17 protein-coding genes are annotated in these 18772 nt (G+C 49.9%); 10 read left to right on the forward strand and 7 right to left on the reverse strand.

The annotated features are described in order from the left end of the window. Positions 1–144 precede the first annotated feature (144 nt). Positions 145–429: a TfoX/Sxy family protein gene (locus tag ACJJIS_RS03475; RefSeq protein WP_108735343.1), complete on the reverse strand. Its 285-nt coding sequence runs from the start codon at positions 427–429 to the stop codon at positions 145–147. A 246-nt stretch (positions 430–675) separates the two neighbouring features. Here ACJJIS_RS03475 and ACJJIS_RS03480 point away from each other — a divergent pair, with 246 nt between their 5' ends. The 3 genes from ACJJIS_RS03480 (at position 676) to ACJJIS_RS03490 (ending at position 2852) form a co-directional block, all read left to right on the forward strand. Continuing rightward, positions 676–1395, forward strand: a complete 720-nt coding sequence (locus ACJJIS_RS03480) for a M15 family metallopeptidase (protein WP_444934063.1) — start codon at positions 676–678, stop codon at positions 1393–1395. Positions 1396–1550: 155 nt separating this feature from the next. After that, positions 1551–2357, forward strand: coding sequence for a serine O-acetyltransferase (gene cysE, locus ACJJIS_RS03485; protein WP_444934062.1), 807 nt, complete (start codon positions 1551–1553; stop codon positions 2355–2357). An 18-nt stretch (positions 2358–2375) separates the two neighbouring features. Then, positions 2376–2852 carry a hypothetical protein gene (locus tag ACJJIS_RS03490; protein ID WP_444907394.1) on the forward strand — a complete coding sequence of 159 codons (477 nt, stop codon included), beginning with the start codon at positions 2376–2378 and terminating at the stop codon, positions 2850–2852. Positions 2853–2935: 83 nt separating this feature from the next. Here ACJJIS_RS03490 and ppa read toward each other — a convergent pair whose 3' ends face one another. After that, entirely contained in the window at positions 2936–3472 is a 537-nt protein-coding gene (ppa, locus tag ACJJIS_RS03495) for an inorganic diphosphatase (RefSeq protein ID WP_282931443.1), read from the reverse strand. 162 nt (positions 3473–3634) lie between these two features. Between ppa and ACJJIS_RS03500 the strand changes: the two genes are divergently transcribed. The 5 genes from ACJJIS_RS03500 to ACJJIS_RS03520 all read left to right on the forward strand — a co-directional run bounded on the left by ACJJIS_RS03500 (position 3635) and on the right by ACJJIS_RS03520 (position 9448). Next, a complete protein-coding gene (locus ACJJIS_RS03500) occupies positions 3635–5008 on the forward strand; it encodes a glutamine synthetase family protein (RefSeq protein ID WP_444907395.1) in 1374 nt (457 codons plus the stop codon). Positions 5009–5026: 18 nt separating this feature from the next. Next, the gene (locus tag ACJJIS_RS03505; RefSeq protein ID WP_475709486.1) at positions 5027–6433 is read left to right on the forward strand and encodes an aldehyde dehydrogenase family protein; all 1407 of its coding nucleotides are present in this window, start codon (positions 5027–5029) and stop codon (positions 6431–6433) included. 105 nt (positions 6434–6538) lie between these two features. Further along, positions 6539–7723 (forward strand): iron-containing alcohol dehydrogenase, encoded by a 1185-nt coding sequence (locus tag ACJJIS_RS03510; protein WP_475709487.1) that lies wholly within the window; start codon positions 6539–6541, stop codon positions 7721–7723. A gap of 65 nt (positions 7724–7788) precedes the next feature. Beyond that, positions 7789–8379, forward strand: a complete 591-nt coding sequence (msrA, locus tag ACJJIS_RS03515; protein ID WP_475709488.1) for a peptide-methionine (S)-S-oxide reductase MsrA — start codon at positions 7789–7791, stop codon at positions 8377–8379. Positions 8380–8404: 25 nt separating this feature from the next. Further along, positions 8405–9448: an alpha/beta fold hydrolase gene (locus ACJJIS_RS03520; protein ID WP_475709489.1), complete on the forward strand. Its 1044-nt coding sequence runs from the start codon at positions 8405–8407 to the stop codon at positions 9446–9448. Positions 9449–9626: 178 nt separating this feature from the next. Here ACJJIS_RS03520 and ACJJIS_RS03525 read toward each other — a convergent pair whose 3' ends face one another. The 3 genes from ACJJIS_RS03525 to pdxR form a co-directional block, all read right to left on the reverse strand. Continuing rightward, on the reverse strand, positions 9627–10559 hold the full coding sequence (locus ACJJIS_RS03525; RefSeq protein ID WP_475709490.1) for an ADP-ribosylglycohydrolase family protein: 933 nt from the start codon (positions 10557–10559) through the stop codon (positions 9627–9629). Positions 10560–10760: 201 nt separating this feature from the next. Then, the gene (locus tag ACJJIS_RS03530; protein ID WP_475709491.1) at positions 10761–11570 is read right to left on the reverse strand and encodes a right-handed parallel beta-helix repeat-containing protein; all 810 of its coding nucleotides are present in this window, start codon (positions 11568–11570) and stop codon (positions 10761–10763) included. A 260-nt stretch (positions 11571–11830) separates the two neighbouring features. Further along, positions 11831–13285 (reverse strand): MocR-like pyridoxine biosynthesis transcription factor PdxR, encoded by a 1455-nt coding sequence (gene pdxR / locus ACJJIS_RS03535; RefSeq protein ID WP_475709492.1) that lies wholly within the window; start codon positions 13283–13285, stop codon positions 11831–11833. A 103-nt stretch (positions 13286–13388) separates the two neighbouring features. On the opposite strand from pdxR, the gene ACJJIS_RS03540 reads away from it, so the two are divergent. Next, positions 13389–13988 carry a pyridoxamine 5'-phosphate oxidase family protein gene (locus ACJJIS_RS03540; RefSeq protein WP_444940868.1) on the forward strand — a complete coding sequence of 200 codons (600 nt, stop codon included), beginning with the start codon at positions 13389–13391 and terminating at the stop codon, positions 13986–13988. Positions 13989–14016: 28 nt separating this feature from the next. On the opposite strand, the gene ACJJIS_RS03545 is transcribed toward ACJJIS_RS03540, so the two are convergent. Both ACJJIS_RS03545 and ACJJIS_RS03550 read right to left on the reverse strand, forming a co-directional pair. Continuing rightward, positions 14017–14991 carry a S41 family peptidase gene (locus ACJJIS_RS03545; protein ID WP_475709493.1) on the reverse strand — a complete coding sequence of 325 codons (975 nt, stop codon included), beginning with the start codon at positions 14989–14991 and terminating at the stop codon, positions 14017–14019. A gap of 2 nt (positions 14992–14993) precedes the next feature. After that, positions 14994–15464: a MarR family winged helix-turn-helix transcriptional regulator gene (locus ACJJIS_RS03550; RefSeq protein ID WP_475709494.1), complete on the reverse strand. Its 471-nt coding sequence runs from the start codon at positions 15462–15464 to the stop codon at positions 14994–14996. Between the two features lie 264 nt (positions 15465–15728). Between ACJJIS_RS03550 and ACJJIS_RS03555 the strand changes: the two genes are divergently transcribed. Continuing rightward, on the forward strand, positions 15729–18581 hold the full coding sequence (locus ACJJIS_RS03555) for an ExeM/NucH family extracellular endonuclease (RefSeq protein WP_475709495.1): 2853 nt from the start codon (positions 15729–15731) through the stop codon (positions 18579–18581). Positions 18582–18772 lie beyond the last annotated feature (191 nt).

Here is an 18772-nt window from a genome sequence, read left to right on the forward strand (position 1 = left end):
GGAATTATTCCGCGGCTCCACCGGTAAGTTTAGATAGGGTTGGCGCAACTTGCCTTACTGTAGATCGGCACAGCTTGGCTTGCTGTGCCGAGTCCGTCGAGTGCGTGTGTCTGCGACTCTTTCCGGGGTGTTTGAGGGGAATTGCTAGTCAGAGTTTTGGGTGGCAAGGAGGCGGTCGACCTCGCTGGTAAGGTGTTGTTTCAGCTCCGGCTCCAGGTCGTTCCAGTGCACGTCCATCAGCGCGCCCTGAAGAGCGTAGAGCATTACTTTGGAGGCGTTAATCCCCCGATTGCGAATGCTGATAAAGGCCTCGACAGGCCCAACCCTGCGCAGATCATCGTGGGAACGAATGCCAATAGAGTGGAGAATATTGACCGAGGCCAGGCCCAGGTTTTTTAGTTTTAATAGTTCTGATTGACTCGGGTGCATTCGGTTTTCCCTACCAGTTTGAGCGTCCGTTGTCGCAGCCAACCCCTCGACTGCGGCTTTGAACTTAACATAAATTAACAGGTGGCTAACAAACATTACCGCCAGATTATTGTGCGGCGCGCCTGCTTTTGGTGCCCCTGCTTTGGTGCCATAGTTAAGGGCGACTGTCTGCGCTCTGTTAAAGTAGGCATAGCCTGTTGAATAATTTAGCCTGCCCTTTGGAGTTCGCCTAATAATGAGATGCAAATGTTATCGACACCGCTGAAGCGTATGTTATTTGGACTCGGCGATGAGCATGTCATTGTCGACCCAGCTTCTGACCAGCTTTTACATCCCGAAGCACTGATCGCCTTCCAGCGCTTGAGTCGGGATGCCCGTGAAGAGGGGTTTGCCCCTAAAATCGTTTCCGGTTTTCGCGCCTTTGATCGACAACTGTTGATTTGGAATGCCAAAGCGCAGGGTCACCGCCCGGTTCTCGATAGTCACGGTACTCCCCTGGATATTGAACAGTTAAGCGAGCGGGAGCTGATCTTCGCCATTCTGCGCTGGTCCGCATTGCCGGGAGCATCCCGTCACCACTGGGGTACCGATTTCGATATTATTGATGCGGCGGCGGTCCCCGCTGACTATGCAGTCCAGCTTACCCCCCAGGAGGTGGCGGACGACGGAGCTTTTGGCGCCTTCCACCGTTGGCTGGATAACCAAATCAGCACGGGTAATAGTTATGGGCTGTTCCGACCCTATGCAGAGGATCGCGGCGGAGTCGCACCGGAACGCTGGCACCTGAGCTATGCCCCCAGGGCCCGAGAGCTTCAGGAACTTCTCAGCGTGGAACGCCTGTCCGAGCTGCTGCAAGAGTCAGAACTATCCCTGGGCACTGCGGTTTGCGAGCACCTTCAGGACATTTATACGCGCTATATCTGGGTTCCGGATCACTGCTATCCCCCATTTAATGGGCAACTATAGCGGCCTGTTGAGATAGGTTGGTTACAGTTCATTACCACCTCATTGGGGGTGGCAAGAAAGCTACTTTGCGATGGAGGCTTCCTCTTGAAAGGGGCTAGTGATCCTGCCAAGCTGCGCCGCAGTGAGTGCCCTGGGGAATATAAGGGAGATGAATTATGGGTGAGGAAGCGGCCGTTCAAGGCCAGCGGGATATCTGGCAGGCGATGCGGGCTGAAGCCTCAGAGGCAGCTGCCGGTGAGCCTATCCTGGCAAGTTATTTCCACAATACCATTTTGCGCCACAAGTCCTTGGATGATGCTATAGCTGATCACCTGGCTTCGGTGCTTGAGCACAATGCCCTCACGGCAACCGCGCTTCAGGAAGTGATTGCCCTGGCTCTGGCCAATGACCCGAGTATTTCCCGCTGTATGGGCGAGGATATTTGCGCTTGGTATGACCGTGACCCGGCATGTGACCAGTACCTGACGCCTTTCCTGTACTTTAAGGGTTTTCACGCCCTGCAATCCCACCGGATAGCGCACTGGTTGTGGAATCAAGGTCGCCATACCCTGGCGCTCTATTTCCAGAGCCAGGTATCAGAGCAGTTTTCGGTGGATATTCACCCAGCAGCGCGATTTGGCTGCGGCATTATGATTGACCACGCTACTGGATTGGTGGTGGGGGAGACCTGTGTGGTAGAGGACAATGTATCGATTCTCCACTCGGTGACATTGGGTGGCAGTGGCTGCGGCAGTGGCGATCGCCATCCGAAAATTGGCCCCGGAGTGATGATTGGCGCCGGGGCCAAAGTACTGGGTCCGGTTAAGGTGGGAGAGGACGTCAAAATTGCCGCCGGTAGCTTGGTCTTGCACGATGTGCCCGCTCATACAACCGTCGCAGGTGTTCCCGCCCGCCAGGTAGGAGGGCGTGTTGAAGGGGCCCCGGCTTATACCATGGACCAGACTCTGGATTCGGAAGAGTAACTCAGGGAAATATTATTGATGTCGCAATCCACCTACAGCTTGGTTTTTCGCGGTGATTTGGTGGCGGGTTTTACCGCTGGTGATGTAAAAGCCAGTATGGTGCGCCTGTTTAAAAGTAATCCCCAGGCGATAGAGAAATTGTTCAGTGGGCGCCCGCTGGTACTGAAGAAAGGGTTATCTCTGCCCCAGGCACAGCAGTTTCGTGCAAACCTGGCCAAAATAGGCGCACAGGTCAGTATTAAGGATGAGAGCAGCGGAGCAGCTGTTGCCGAGCAAACCAAGCCCAAGGCGGAAACTGCGGCTAGCCCACAATGGACCTTGGCACCCATGGAGGGAAACCTCGTAAAGGAGCACGAACGCAAGTCGGTGGAACCGGTCAGCGTTGAGGTAGAGCACCTCAGTTTGCGTGCAGCGGAAGGCCAGCTTCTGGATGAGAGTGAGCGCAAGGGGGAGGAGCCGTCTCCTGTCCCTGTTCCCAATTGGGAAGTTAACTGACAGGGTCTCTCCTAACAGGCAATAAAAAAACCGGCACTAGGCCGGTTTTTTTATTGCTCAGAGTCTTCTGAAAGAAGTGAGGCTTAGCCTTCTTCTTTCAGGTAGCGCTCGCGGGAAGCCATAACTTCTTTGCGTGCAGCTTCGGCGTCAGCCCAGCCTTCTACTTTAACCCACTTGCCCGCTTCCAGGGCTTTGTAGTTTTCGAAGTAGTGCTCGATCTGCTTGATCAGCAGCTCGGGCAGGTCGCTGATTTCTTCAACGTGATCGTACAACTTGGTCAGCTTGGTGTGCGGTACGGCCAGCAGTTTGGCATCAACACCGGATTCGTCGGTCATGTTCAGAACGCCAACAACACGAGAGCGGATTACAGAACCAACCATTACCGGGTAAGGCGCTACAACCAGCACGTCCAGGGGGTCACCGTCTTCAGACAGAGTCTGGGGCACGTAGCCGTAGTTTGCTGGGTAGAACATCGGGGTGGCAACGAAACGATCCACAAATACTGCGTCAGAGTCCTTGTCCACTTCGTATTTGATCGGGTCGTGGTTGGCAGGGATCTCGATGATTACGTTGATATCGTTGGGCAGTTCTTTACCTGCCGGGATCTTTTCGAAGCTCATTGCTGGTCCTGAATGAATAGATAACTGAAAATCTGGAGCGCGGATTATATATGCTGAGGGGCTCGGCTGAAAGTCACGCCTGCGCCGGGTTTATGGCGTCGAAGCTCGTCTGGCGGGTCTATCCTGTAACTCGGAGATAACAACAACGGGGCAGGACCAGTCATGGTAAAGGCACGGGAGGTAAAAACCGCTCAGGAGGCCCGCGCAATTGTCGAAGAACGAGGCCTCAGTCATGTCAAAGTGGGTTTATTCGATACCGATGGTGTAATGCGTGGTAAATATATGAGCCGCGCCAAATTCCTCTCATCCCTGGAAAAGGGCTTCTCGTTTTGTGATGTGGTCCTGGGCTGGGATGTTAAGGATCAGCTCTACGACAACACTCGTTATACCGGTTGGCATACCGGATATCCAGACGCCCCGGTACGTATACTCCCCGATAGCTGCCGTGATGTGCCTTTTGAAGGCGATATGTTGTTGTTTCTCGCGGAGTTTGATGGTCGAGCCCAGGCGCTGTGCCCCCGCGCAGTTCTGCGCAGGGTGATTGAACGCTGTCGCTCATTGGGATTTGATCCCTGTGCCGCCCTGGAATACGAATTTTTCCTGTTTGACGAAACGCCCGATTCAGTGCGGAACAAGGGTTTCCGTAATTTAAAGCCTTTTACCCCCGATGTGTTTGGCTATTCCATACTGCGAAATTCCGTACACGGAGAGCTGTATCGGGAAATCCTGGAGCTGAGCGAGCGCATGGATTTCCCCTTGGAGGGCTTACACACGGAAACAGGCCCGGGAGTTTTAGAGGCGGCTATTGCAGTGGATGGTGCTGAGGCTGCTGGAGACAAAGCTGCCCTGTTTAAAACCTTTATAAAAGTGCTGGCACAGCGGATGGGTTTGATGGCTACTTTTATGTCCCGCTGGTCCAGTGAGTACCCGGGGCAAAGCGGGCATATTCATTTGTCACTGCGCAATAGTGGCAGCGGTGATTCCGCCTTTCTCGATTCGAGCCAGCCAGATGGTATCAGCCAGATAATGCGTCAGTTCATAGCTGGGCAGCAAAGGCTGATGCCGCAATTCCTTGCCCTGATGGCACCGACCGTTAACAGTTATCGCCGCCTGGTACCAGGTTTTTGGGCGCCGACGGGAGCCAATTGGGGGGTGGAAAACCGCACAACGGCACTGCGTGCTATCCCCGGCGGCGATACTTCCCAGCGCGTCGAATACCGCTTGGGGGCCGCCGATGCCAACCCCTATTTAGCATTGGCAGCAGCTTTGGGCTCGGGTCTTTACGGTGTTATGCAGCAATGGCAGCCCAGTGAGCCTGTCGCCGGTAATGCTTACTCGCTGGAGTTGGAAAACGAACAAGTGCTGCCGGGCACACTGTGGGAATCCACGCAGCAATTTAAGGCGTCAGAAGCGGCACAGGAATTATTTGGCAGCGACTTTGTTGAACACTTTTCTGCCAGTCGCGAGTGGGAGGAGCGGGAATATCGCCGCCATGTGAGTGACTGGGAGTTGGAGCGGTACTTCGAAATTATTTAATTGGGAGTATCGACGCCGATGAAGACTACAAAAATCATGCACCATCTTCAGTGTATTTCCCCTATTGATAACAGTGTTTATGTAGAGCGCGCTCTGGCGGGAGAGGTGGAAATCCGTGTAGTGCTGGATCGGGCCAGTAAAGCACAAAAAGCATGGAGGAGAACTCCCCTCAATGAGCGCATCGCCATTGTCGAGCGGGCTGTGGAAATATTTGCCGTTAAAAAAGAGCGTTTGGGGCGGGAGCTGTGTTGGATGATGGGGCGTCCAATCCGTTATGCAGGAGGGGAAATTAGCGGGTTTATGGATCGTGCGCAGACCATGGCACAGCTTGCTACTGAAGCCCTTGCTGACATTCAGTTACCTGAGAAGCCGGGTTTTACCCGGTTTATCCGCCGCGAGCCCTTAGGGGTCTCCCTGGTAATTGCCCCGTGGAATTACCCTTACCTGACGGCGGTTAATGCAGTGGTACCGGCACTGCTATCGGGCAATGCAGTTATTTTAAAACACTCGGCACAGACACCGCTTTGTGCTGAGCGAATGGTGGAGATTTTTCGCGAGGCGGGACTGCCCTACGGTGTTTTTCAGTTTCTTCATTTAAATCATGCTTATACCCAGCGATTAGCCTGTGCAGGGGAAATCCAGCATGTTGCCTTCACCGGCTCGGTTGGCGCTGGCGCGAATCTAGAACGCACAGTTGCCGGTCGATTTATTCAAGTGGGACTTGAACTGGGGGGAAAAGATCCAGCCTATGTTCGCGCCGACGCCGATATTAGCCAAGCTGTGGCAGCGGTAGTCGACGGCGCCTATTTTAATTCCGGGCAGTCCTGTTGCGGTATTGAGCGGGCCTATGTGCATGAAGATATTTTTTCTGAGTTTATTTCCCAAACGGTCGACTTACTGCGTGACTATCGACTGGGGCGCCCGGATCAAGTGGAGACCACTTTGGGGCCTTTGGTGCGTGCGGAAGCTGCCGATCGGGTTCGCGCGCAGGTGGATGAAGCGATAGCGGAGGGCGCGAAGGTCCACTTGGATGTGAGTGAATTCCCAATGGACAAGCGGGGCACCCAATATATGGCACCGCAACTGTTAACCCGGGTGCGACACCATATGCGAGTGATGCGCGAGGAGACTTTTGGGCCGGTGCTGGGGGTGCAGAAAGTGCACGATGATGGCGAAGCTCTAGAATTTATGAATAACAGCCCATTTGGTCTTACTGCGGCTATTTTTACCCGCGATGAAGATGTAGCAATGGAGATGGGAGGGTATTTAGAGGCCGGCACTGTTTTTTTAAATCGTTGTGATTACCTGGATCCGGAATTGGCCTGGACGGGTGTTAAGCAATCTGGTCGTGGATGTACGCTTTCTAAAATTGGATTTGAGAATTTAACCCGCCCCAAGTCATTTCATTTTAAACATGATGGTTAGCGGGAACGGTTGCCGGATGCAGAAAGTGAAATTGTCTGTCTGTTTTCCGAAAGGTCACAGCCTATTTTGAATATGCAAAAGTGACAGAACGTCAGAGAGGAAATTGTGGATAAATACCATGTCAATTGGAATTATCCCACGACCGTTTGGGTTGGCCCCGGTCGCATTACTGAATTGGCTGAAGCTTGCCTGGAGCTGAATATTCACAAGCCTCTATTAGTTACTGATCCTACAGTCGCCGCATTGCCACTGGTCGATAGTGCGATTAACCCATGCCAACAGGTGGGTCTGGAAGTTAGCGTTTTTTCCAAAATCAAAGGTAATCCCAATGAGATAAATATCGCCGATGGGGTGGCCAGGCTGCGTGAGCAGAAGTGCGATGGGGTCATTGCCTTGGGCGGGGGCTCGGCCCTGGATGCGGGCAAAGCCATTGCCCTTATGGCGGGACAGCAGCACAGTATTTGGGATTTTGAGGATATAGGCGATAACTACAGGCGTGTGGACCCAGAGGGTATTTTACCGTTGATTGCCATTCCCACGACGGCTGGCACAGGTTCTGAAGTTGGCCGGGTTGCGGTAATTACCGATGAGAAAGCACAGGTTAAGAGGCTGATTTTCCATCCGCGCATGATGCCGGATATCGTTATTCTCGATGCTCAATTGACTATGGGGTTGCCGCCAGACCTCACCGCAGCGACGGGAATGGATGCGCTGTCACACAATCTGGAATCTTTTTACTCCCCTCAATACCATCCTATGGCCGAGGGAATTGCCCTGGAGGGGATGCGCCTGATCAAGGAGTATTTGCCTCGAGCTTATGCTATAGGCGCAGAACTCGAGGCGCGCCAGCAAATGTTGGTAGCGTCCTGTATGGGGGCTACAGCTTTCCAGCGGGGCTTAGGCGCTATCCACGCCCTGGCACATCCACTGGGAGCCCTGTACGACAAGCACCACGGTTTGTTAAATGCGATATTGATGCCCTACGTTCTGATCGCCAACCGTCCAGCCATCCAGGTGCCCATGGGGCATCTGGCACTTTATCTACAACTGGCCGGTAATGAAATGTTTGACAGTGGGTTTGATGCGGTACTCAACTGGTTGCTCGGATTGCGCAAGCAGCTGGGGATTCCCCACAGCCTGTCGGAGATTGGAATTGATGACACTGATGCCGACAGAGTTGGGAAAATGGCATCGGTGGAACCTTCCGCTAGTACTAACCCGATGCGTTTTAACGGGATAGAGTATCGGGATATTTTCTTGCGCGCCTGTGAAGGTACCGTCTCCCTGTAATAAATTCCTGCGAATAGACGACAGAAGAGAATGTGTTCCATCGACAATCGGTAAAGGACTGAATGATGCGCAGTATTATTGCTCTCTTGTTCCTCTCATTGGCCAGTATTTCCCTGGCTCAGGATTCATCGAATATTCGCACGGCTATTTTTGCAGGAGGGTGTTTCTGGTGCATGGAGCCGCCATTCGACAAGGTCGATGGCGTCCTGGAAACCACCTCAGGATACAGCGGTGGCCATGTCAAAAACCCCACCTATGAACAGGTATCTTCCGGTGGTACGGGGCATGCGGAAGTTGTTCAGGTAAAGTACGATGCGAATAAAGTCAGCTATTCCGACTTACTGAATATTTTTTGGCACAACGTTGACCCTTTTGATTCCGGTGGTCAATTTTGCGATCGCGGTGACCAGTACCGAGCCGAGATTTTTTACGGCAATCAAGAAGAAAAGGTGTTAGCAGAGGAGAGCAAGAAAAAGGTAGAAGCGGAGTTGGGTAAAAAGGTGGTGACACAAATAAAACCCGCTGCAACCATTTATCCCGCAGAGGCCTACCATCAGGACTATTACCAACGTAATCCCCTGCGTTACAAGTACTATCGCTACCGCTGTGGGCGTGATAAGCGCTTAGAGGAGGTCTGGGGGAAAGCGCCAAGTTAACGGATTGCCTCTCCGCAGGGTGAATATGGCACCGAGTCCCACTTTGTTTGACGGGGAAGTCCTGGAAACAATCAATGATTTTCCAGTGCTTTACCGTTATATTTCGGCGGTTAGTACCAATCCGCTAATGGTATTTATTCCAGGCACAGCACATCTAGCGCGTATTTTCTACGGCTATCCCGGTGGCCGCTCAGATGATTTTATAAGTCACTGGGTCAATCGAGCGGGTTTTCCCTTCCTTGCTATTTCTTACCCTATGGAAAATGCGGTTTTTTGCAGTACTCACCCGGAGTTTACAATTCAAGATTGGGGAGATCAGGCTGCAGAAATTATTGCCAAGATTTTGTCTGAATATAACCTTCCAAATTCGGTAGTGGTGTGCGGCTGGAGTATGGGAGGGAAAATCGCTGGGGCTCTAGCGAGGGCGGCGAAAACCTTGAATTTTTCGATTGAATGCTTTGTGGCTATGGCCGCAGAACCCGCGTTGCCGGGTTTTCTTCCTGAGGCTAATGCCAAGGCCATCGAAATGACAGTTGATGGAATGGCCAGTCGAAAGGGCATATATCCTGCCTTTTTGGCCGCGCTTGATGAGCAGAATGCCTTAAACCAACACACAATTATCCCCAAAGATATCTATCGGGAGGCGTTCCTTGGAGCAATTCCCATCGCGCTTATTGGCACTGGATTAATGTATGATGGACAAGGGTTTAAGGAAGATCTTTCCAGGGCATTGAAAACGGCAAACACCTTTGATTTCTTGGACTATCCAATTCCCGTTGTTATTCAGAGTGATTCAATGGGGGATTTGGAAAACGTGCTGTGCAATATTGATGATTGGGCATTTATTCGCAATCGAGTTCTTGCCAGTAAACTTTTAGGAGGTGCATCTCCAGAGCAGATTCCAAGGGAAAGGTGGGAGCTAGTACAGCTTATTATCCGCTCGTCTTCCGCTTATTTTTCACAGACCGTTACAGGTAACCATTTCTTCTTTGTTGGCGCTATTGGGGCGCGCACTACTGTTAAAAGTATCGAAAAGCTTTTGGCCAGGGTGAGAAGTATCCAGTCCTAATAAAGCACTTCTTAATAGCCTCATGGTGCTCTGGTTAAGTTGTCAGAGATTTTTAAATTAACATTTTGGTTATTTTACGATCCGCTCTACTTGTTTAAGGCTTACTACTGGGGTGGAAGAAAAGAATCACCATAGGGTCCAAGCACGGTGTATTCTTCCCTTCTCCCTTTTTAGTAGGCTATGCGGGTTGTAAGGCTTGTTCATGCTGATATTGGGTGAAATAGAGTTTCTCAGAAAGCTCGGTAATAAAATCGATGTTTTCGACCTTGTCGGCCATACTTTCCATTCGGTCTTCTCCATTTAATGCCCCCCAGATGCTAGCAGCCATGGCACCCAAGGTATCTGTGTCACCACCTAGAGAAAAAATATTAGCTAATACAGACGTTAAAGGAGAGTTTCGATACTTAAGTCCAAAGTAAATGGCGGTGATACAGGACTCTGGCGCGGTAATGCCATTACCCAGCCATTGCTTGATTTGCTGCGGATGTGGGATCTTCTGGTTAAACAGTAGAGTCGCACACTTTTCCAGTTTGCAGCGATATATTTCGGACTTACAGCTTACTTCCAGTTTGTTCAAAATCTCTCTGTTTGAGCGATCTTGCAGGGATTCACAGATGGCGATAGCGATCAAGTATGCTCCCTCGACAGCAACTGGATGGGCGTGGGTGATTTCAGACACCGATTGTACATATTGCTTGAGGCGGTAGTCATTTTGGGGATGGCAGAGGGCAATAATAGGTGCCCTCATGGCGGCCCCATTGCCGATAGAACCGTGCTTAAATTTTTTTCGGTTTAAATCTTGCCAGCGTTTACCATCCCTGACGCCTTTGAGTAGTTTCGCTGCACTGGGACCATACCCTCTGCTCCAGCGATAACTTTGGGAAAATTTTTTGGCTATGTGGTCTTGATCAAGGTAATTATGTTCAAGAAAGGAGGTCGCAATATCAATAGACATTTGCGTGTCATCGGTGTAGCGCTTTTTGCCCTGTTCGGTTTTCCCAATAATTTTCCAGAGTTGTCTTTCTAGAACACCACCCTCGTATGGGGCGCCAAATGAATCGCCGATGGCTATTCCTTTAAAGCAACCTCTGTATTTACTGAGCATTATCATTTTTTAATTTCTATACCTTATTCTCAGGGGAAGTCGCTACTAGCTATAAGGACCACTATTAATTGCTGTTATAAGTAATAATTTTATTCTAGAAAAACATCTGTTGGTAGTTAATGGCTCGCGAGTGGAAGGGTTTTGTTTTAGGTGAGAGCGAGCCGATATTTAAAACTAATCGGCTCGCCACTAAAGTCGCTATATCATTTAATTAATACAGGCATCGTTAGCACTGCCAAAAGTGTTTCTAATCCATACATTGCCAGTGCAAGCAGGGTGGTTGTGGTCAGCAAGATCTGCACCGGTATTATTTTCTGCTTTATTGCCTATAATTAGATATCCAACTTGACCCAGTCCCAACATCATAATGCCGTTAACGCCGTTATTATCTGATAGATTATTGGCAACAATGCCGCCATCTCCACTATCAATTACAATCCCACTCGACATATTGAGAATCGTTTCATTGAATCTGATGAGAGTATTGTCACCAACGATTTTTATTCCTTGGAGACCGTTACTTGATGCATAAGAGTATCTCACACGATTACCGTCACCCATAACGCGTATGCCCATACCCCCATTGCCGCTAGCATCGGAGGCTTCCACTGTATTACCTGAACTCCAAAGTGCGATTCCTGCAATAGAGTTTGATGAAGCAGTGATATCAAAGATTTGATGGCTGCCATCGCCTTCGGCAGATACGCCATTGTTACAGTTTGTGATAGTGCTTCCACCAACAGTATCCTCAAGGACTCTATCACTGTCTTTCAATTGAATGCCGATTCCGCTGCCATCGCAACTGAGGTGGTAACCCGCCATATCGAGTGATCCGCCAGCATCTATCACGAGTGCAGGATGGCTTGCGCAGCCAAGAATATCGCCGGTAAGTGATTCTGCGGTTGTAATGGTATCTCCACAGCTGACCGCTGAAGCGACGGCGGAGAGCGATAGTGCGGCAATACCGGATACAGCGAGCAAAGATGCTTTTATAGAATTCATATTTCTATTTTTCATATCAAATTTCCCTAATTATCTGAGTAATTAAAAAAGAGAGTGAACACCCAAAGCCATGGAGATTGTGACCTAGGTTTGAGAAAGAGCCATAGGAAATTTTTCCTAATTTATTGGGTTTTATTTGATATTTTGGTGATAATAGATTGTTTTTATTCTATTAAAATATTTACTTTTTTATTTTAGGTGGAGGTGCTTAATGCTGATGCGAAAAATGAAGAAACCTGCATTATAAAAATAAGTTTTGTTTGGGTGTGTTGTGGCTACTTTTTCAGGATTTTTGCGAGAATCTTTGCGCAACCTGCTCTCTGTTCGAAAGTTGTGTTGGCAAACCCGAGTACCAATCCTGGATCTTCAGTTTTATTGGAATAGAAGAGCGATAGTGGTGTGCTGCCAAATCCGTATTCGCGTATTTTTTTTGAAAGGGTGATGTCGTCGTGTCCCGGTGTAGATATTACCAAGTGCATACCGGCGCTACTGGCAATTAGTCCGGCTGGAGGTGGTATTTCTTCTCGAATAAGCTGACAGAAATGTTCCCATTTCTTCATGTAGTTAGCACGCATTTTGCGAAGATGTCGCACAAAATGCCCCTCATCGAGAAAGTCTGCCACGACAGCTTGTATGGCTAAGGGGGAGTGGCCAGATAACATTTCTTTGGCTTGGGTAAATGCCTCTACTGTGGAACTAGGCACCACTAAATAGCCCAATCGTAGGCTGGGTAGTAAGGTCTTACTAAAGCTCCCCATGTAGAGTACAGGTGTATTTTCTCCCATCCCCTGGAGCGCCGCGACGGGTTTATGTTGGAATGAAAATTCACTGTCGTAATCATCTTCAATTATCCAGCAGCTTGCCTCTGTCGCCCAATCCAATAATTTGATTCGTTCACCAGCAGGCATAACACCACCCATCGGGTACTGATGTGTTGGAGTGGTAAAAAGTAACTTGGCTTGGGTTGCACTATTGACCAGCTTATCAACATCCAAGTGCTTATCTTTCAGGTTCGCTGGTACGAGCTTTGCTCCAACAGATTGGAAAGCTGCTCGAGCACGGCGATATCCCGGATTTTCTATATAAACCTTGTCTCCCTGGTTAATCGCGACTAGTGCACATAGATTCAGGGCCTCCTGAGCTCCATTGGTAATAATAATTTGTTCAGCGTTACAGCGAACTCCCCGGGAGTTGCGCAAGTATTCAGTAAGTGCCATACGCAAAGGTAAATAACCTTGGCTTTGCCCGTAACCTGTGAGAGCTAACCTGGATTGGTGGCGGCGGTATAATTTGTTCCAAATAGTGAATGGAAATGCGCTTAGATCCGGTAGGCCGGGGGTGAAGGGGAGAGATTGATCTTCACTTTTCTCACCCCAAGATAATGTCTGTGCAAAATCACCATAGTGAGAAAGTGATGGCAGGTACCTATTCCTCTGTGCTTGCCAACCTTGCCTGTGTGTTTTCTTTGTGTAGGCCGGTAATTCGGGAGATACAAATACGCCTTTCCCTGGATGGCTGGTAAGGAAGCCCTCCGCTTTCAGCTGGTCCAGAACTAATGTCACTGTATTGCGGCTGATAGAGAGGGATTCTGCCAACCGGCGCGAGGAGGGGAGCTTGGTACCAGCAACCAGCCGGCCGTTGCAGATCCAATCTACTAATTGCCGATACAATTGTTCCTGTAGCGGCTGGCCTGATTTGAGAGTTAGGTCTGTAAGCTCGGCGCTACTCAAAACTGGCACCATAAAATAGTTAATACTGGCGCTTATCAGCGTACCAGCAAGATCCTACATTGGCGATATATATTTCATACCAGAGTGAATTAAAGGAGGTTTTATGAATTTGCATTCGCCAATCTCTGATGAATTGCCAACCTCAGCGAAGAGTCGTGTACGTCGTGCCCCGAAACGTGCCAGTTATCGGCGAGAGGATGTTTATAAGCTTGTCGACGAGCTAAAACTGGGCCATGTCGGTTTTATTGAAGACGGTGAAGTCATCATTATTCCCTTAACCATTTGGCGCCTGGGGGAGTTTTTGTATTTTCACCTGGCTAACAAGAGCCGGCTACAAAAACTGTTGGAGGCTGGAGAACAGGTCTGTATTTCATTTGCCCGCTGCGATGAGTGGGTACTGGCCAAGTCAGCTTATCATCACAGTGCTAATTATCGCTCTGCGGTATTGTTTTGCCGAGGTGAGAGAGTCAAAGAGCAGCGGGAATTTGATGCAGTTTTTAAAGCGATTATTGACGATATAGAGCCGGGGCGCTGGGATCAGGTGCGTCTCCCCAGCCTACAGGAGCGGAAGGGAACAGCTTTGATGCGCCTGACCATCGAGGAAGGGGCTTTCAAAAGCCGAACTGGCGCACCATCAGATAATAAAGAGGACTTGGCTCTGCCTGTATGGAGTGGGGTCAAGCCTGTGTGTCCGTTTCGTTAATGCTTGATGTAGCAGCGTAAAGGAACACTTATAGGGCCTCTGTCATCACTTTTAATGCGATTTGAATGACCTCCTGTTCACTGGCTTCGATATCGGGGATCACACCCTGTCCTTCCCAGTTGGGGCGGCTGCCGGCAATCGTAGAAACCGGGCGTTTATCTGGGATACCGATTTCAAAGCCATAGGGGAGGGTTTGGGGTGACTCCATCATATGTGCCCCACCGGCGCTGGCATTACCGACAATCGTGGCTCGGCCCAGCTGTTGTAGTGCGAAGGCGGTACTCTCAGATGCAGAGAAGGATCTCCCATCAATCAGAATGACCATTGGTCTGTCACTCCCATAGCTGGGCCAGGGTTGAGGTGAAATACGTTTCGGTATTTCTCTCCCCTTGCGGCTTTCAATAACAAAGGGAAAGGGAGAATGGGGATCAATAAATGACTGCAGAACAGCATTGGCGGTTTCTTCGTCTCCGCCGCCATTACTGCGTAAATCGAGTATTAGGCCCTCGCTGTGGCGAAGCAGGGTGAAAGCCGCAGCGAGGGTTTGGCGGGCATTTTTATAGGTGTGGAAAGAAGAGAGGGAAAGGTAGCCAATGTTACCGGGAAGAATCTCAATTTTCTTAACGCCGTAGTTATTGATGGGCGCTTCAGCCTGCCACTGTTCAATCCAATTGTGGGCTTCTTTTTGGTTATCTATATGCTCTATATAGAAATGCTTATCACCGGAAAGGGTGCGAATTTCTTTGGTAAGTGCGCTGGCGAATTGTTGGTAGTCACTACAAAGATGATTAAAGTGTTTGGATTCTGCCAGTCTATTGAGTTGAGCGGATAGCGCCTGTCCTTTTTCCTCCAATATATAGTGCTTCTGAATAGCTACTGCAGCAGCTTTAATAACCGGGCCTGTCTCAAACTGGCAGGAACTCATTGCGCCGGAACTTGCCGCGAGAGACATGGAAAAAAAACTGATTAATACCGCTAAACTCATCTTGAGTTGGCGTTTCATATTTATGTAGCCTCTATTGATAGATTTTCTTGTATCCGCTCTAAATAAGGACGTTTCTCTAAAGCTTGAATTGTTTGATTGAGCAGCTCTGATAGTTCTGTCGGTAATTCGCTATTGAGGGACTGCTCAGCTTCCCGAGTTGCTATCCACTGCTGTTTTAGCTTGGGTATCAACGCACTGCCTTTGCGGGTCAAGCGTATTTTGCGCTGGCGAGCATCTTCTCCAAAAGAGGTCTGTACCAGCCCTTGTTTAATCATGTCTTTTACAGTTTGACTCACTGCGGGCTGGGAAATATGGGTGCTCGCTACCACCTCACTAATGGTTATATCTCTCTTGTGGATAAGTGCACGCATTATCGGGGTGTAGCGGGGTTTGTAATTCTCCAGGCCACAGGCCCTATAGCTCTCTGCTACATCGCCATCCAGTAATTCCAGAATGTGACGAAGCTGAGTCCCCAGTTGGCTGTATTTCATAAAAGCTGTTCCATAAGCACTTATATAAGTGACTATATAATTTTTGGCGAACTTTTCAAGCTTCTTTGCCGCTATTCATCACCCCGCACAAATTCTTTGGCGCTTTTTTTGCATTGTGTGGCGAGTTTGGCGGGTTTTGTGTGAAATGGATTTTTGAACAAAGAGCTGAAATTTAAATTTCATATTTCATTCATCGAACTTTAGGAATTAACCGCCAATCTTTGCGCCGCGTGATCTGTGTCAGGTACGAGTGAAGAGAACATTATGAAAGAGATTGGCTTGGCTGCCCTTGCAGCCCTGGGGTTACCATTTTTGGCTGAAGAGGTCCAAGCCAGCGACCTCATTATTTCTGAATATATCGAGGGCAGTAGCAATAATAAGGCCCTTGAAATTTACAATGGCACGGGTGCAGCGGTTGACCTCAGTAGCTACAGCATTGAACTTTACTTCAATGGCTCCTCTGCGGCGGCTTCAACCATCGCCCTAAGTGGCAGCTTGGCAGACGGCGATGTTTACGTATTCGCCCACGCCAGTGCTGATTCCTCAATCCTGTCAGTAGCCGATCAGATTTATACCAGCGGCCTGTTTAACGGGGATGATGCGGTTGCCCTGAGTGGCCCCAATGGATATGTGGATGTTATCGGCCAGATCGGTGTTGATCCCGGTAGCCAATGGGGCGACAACAGTCTGGGGACCCAAAATCAAACCTTAATTCGCAACTGGAGTGTGAGCGAAGGCCGTGTTGATGGCAGCATGGATTTTAACCCAGCTTCAGAGTGGTCCAGCTTGGGCCAGGACGACTTTTCCAACCTCGGCTGGCACAGCGAAGACGGCACTGGTGGTGGAGATGACGGCGGTGATGACGATGTTGTTCTCGGCGATTGCGGAGATATTTCTACGTTAATCAGCCAGGTTCAGGGTGATGAGTTTGAAAGCGCTCTGGAGAATGAGCGCCACGAAATTGAAGCGGTTGTTGTTGGTGATTTCCAAGATACCAGCACCGGCCTTTCCGGCTTCTTCCTGCAAGAGGAAGACAGTGATCAGGATGGCCAGATAAATACCTCTGAGGGGTTGTTTGTACACGACAAAGGCTTCGGTGTAGATGTGCAAGTCGGGGATTTGGTTCGCGTCGGTGGTGTGGTTACTGAATACTATGACTTTACCGAGTTAGATGAGGTAGATGGCGTTACGGTTTGCGGTAGCGGCTACAGTGTGACTGCCGAGGAAGTCTCCCTGCCGTTTAGTTCTGCCGAAGAGCAGGAGCAATACGAGGGGATGTTGGTTGAGTTCCCGCAAGCCCTGATGGTGAATGACCACTATAACCTGGGGCGCTATGGTGAAGTCACCCTGGCCAATGGCCGTCTCTATATTCCCACCCACAACAATGAGCCTGGGGTTGCAGCCGTAGCACAGGAAAGTGCAAACGATCTGAATAGGATTGTGCTGGACGATGGTTCCAGTGTGCAGAACCCGGAAGCTGTGCCTTATCCCGTCTCCGGCCTCAGTGCCAGCAATACCTTACGCAATGGCGATACGGTAGAGGGGTTGCGCGGAGTAATGGGGTATAGCTACAGCGCCTACCGAGTACATCCCGTGGAGGCGCCAGAATTTGTTGCTGCCAACCTGCGTGATAGCGCTCCACAATTACCGGGTAAGGGCAGTTTAAAGATCGCCAGCTTTAATGTTCTGAATTATTTTAATGGCGATGGTTATGGCGGCGGTTTCCCTACCTCCCGTGGGGCTGATACTGAAGAAGAATTCCTGCGCCAGAGAAATAAAATTATCTCCGCTATTTTAGGCCTGGATGCCGATGTAGTTGGCTTAATGGAAATTGAGAACGATGGCTACGGTTCGGAAAGTGCTATTCAGGATTTAATTAATGGTCTTAACGCGGCTACTGGCAGTGAAAACTATCAATTTATTAATCCAGACCTGGCTCAACTGGGCACCGATGAAATTACTGTGGGGCTGATTTATCGCAGCGATCGGGTAATGCCTATAGGCGCTGCTGCGACAACTGATAGCTATCCCTTTGATGACGGTAACCGCCAACCACTGCTGCAGGCTTTTGCCGAACTATCAAGTGGTGAAGAGCTGGCCGTGGTGGTCAATCACTTTAAATCAAAGGGAAGTTGTCCTGACGATGGCAGTTTGAACGATGATCTGGGTGATGGACAGGGCTGCTGGAACTCGCTGCGCACCGAAGCCGCAGATGCCCTGGTTTCATGGATTGATTCTGACCCGACAGGTAGCGGCACCGATCGTGTTCTGGTGCTCGGTGACCTCAATAGCTACGCCCGTGAAAACCCAATTAGCACTCTAAAGGACGCTGGTTACGCTGATTTGTTGGAGGTTTTCGGTGAAGGAGAAGCTTACTCCTATGTCTACAGCGGTGAGTCCGGCTACTTGGATCACGCCCTCGCCAGTGAATCACTGGCTCCTTTGGTAACAGGTGCGGCCGATTGGCATATCAATGCCGACGAGCCTCGGGTGCTGGATTACAACATCGAGAATAAAACCGATGAGCAGGTGGAGAGTTTCTACTCGACTGATGCATTCCGCGCTTCAGATCACGATCCGCTTGTGGTTGAGTTGGACCTGGGGGCAGATAACCAGGAGCCGGTTGCCGGGTTTGAGTGGGGTGTTGAAGGCTTCGAAGTGAACTACTTCGACAGCAGCGTCGATACCGATGGCACTATCGTTAGCTGGGCCTGGGATTTTGGTGATGGCACTACCAGTACTGAGCAAAACCCCAGTCATAGCTACGATGCAGCAGGCACTTATTCTGTAATTCTCCAGGTTGAGGACGACCGGGGAGCGATCTCCACCGTTGAGCAGCTTGTACAGGTTGATGAAGTTGTTGAGCTTCAGGCTGACTTTAAAGTGCACAGTTTCCTGCGCTGGGTGTGGGTTGAAGAGCGCAGTAGTTACGATGGTGACGGTAACCTGAGCTATGAGTGGGACTTTGGTGATGGCACCAGCCGCTCCGGCCCCATGGCACTGCATCGCTATGCCACCGGTGGTAGTTATGAAATTACCCTGACTGTGAAAGACGATTTCGGTAATGAAGATAAAGCCTACCGTGAAATTGAGATTCGCAAGCCGTTTTGGCACTGAGATGGATATCAACAACAATAAATAATTAACTCCACATATTGAACGGTCGGATATTAAGGCAAGAGATATTCGGCCGTTTTCTTTCCTCCCCGCGTTAATTGCGTATTTTTCTTCTTTACCTTCGTGGGTATATGCCCGAGTGTTTCACTTCCTCGTTTTCATATTGGTAGCCCGGCAAGGCTCCATTGCGA

Source organism: Microbulbifer maximicatervae (SeqCode) (genome assembly GCF_056231245.1).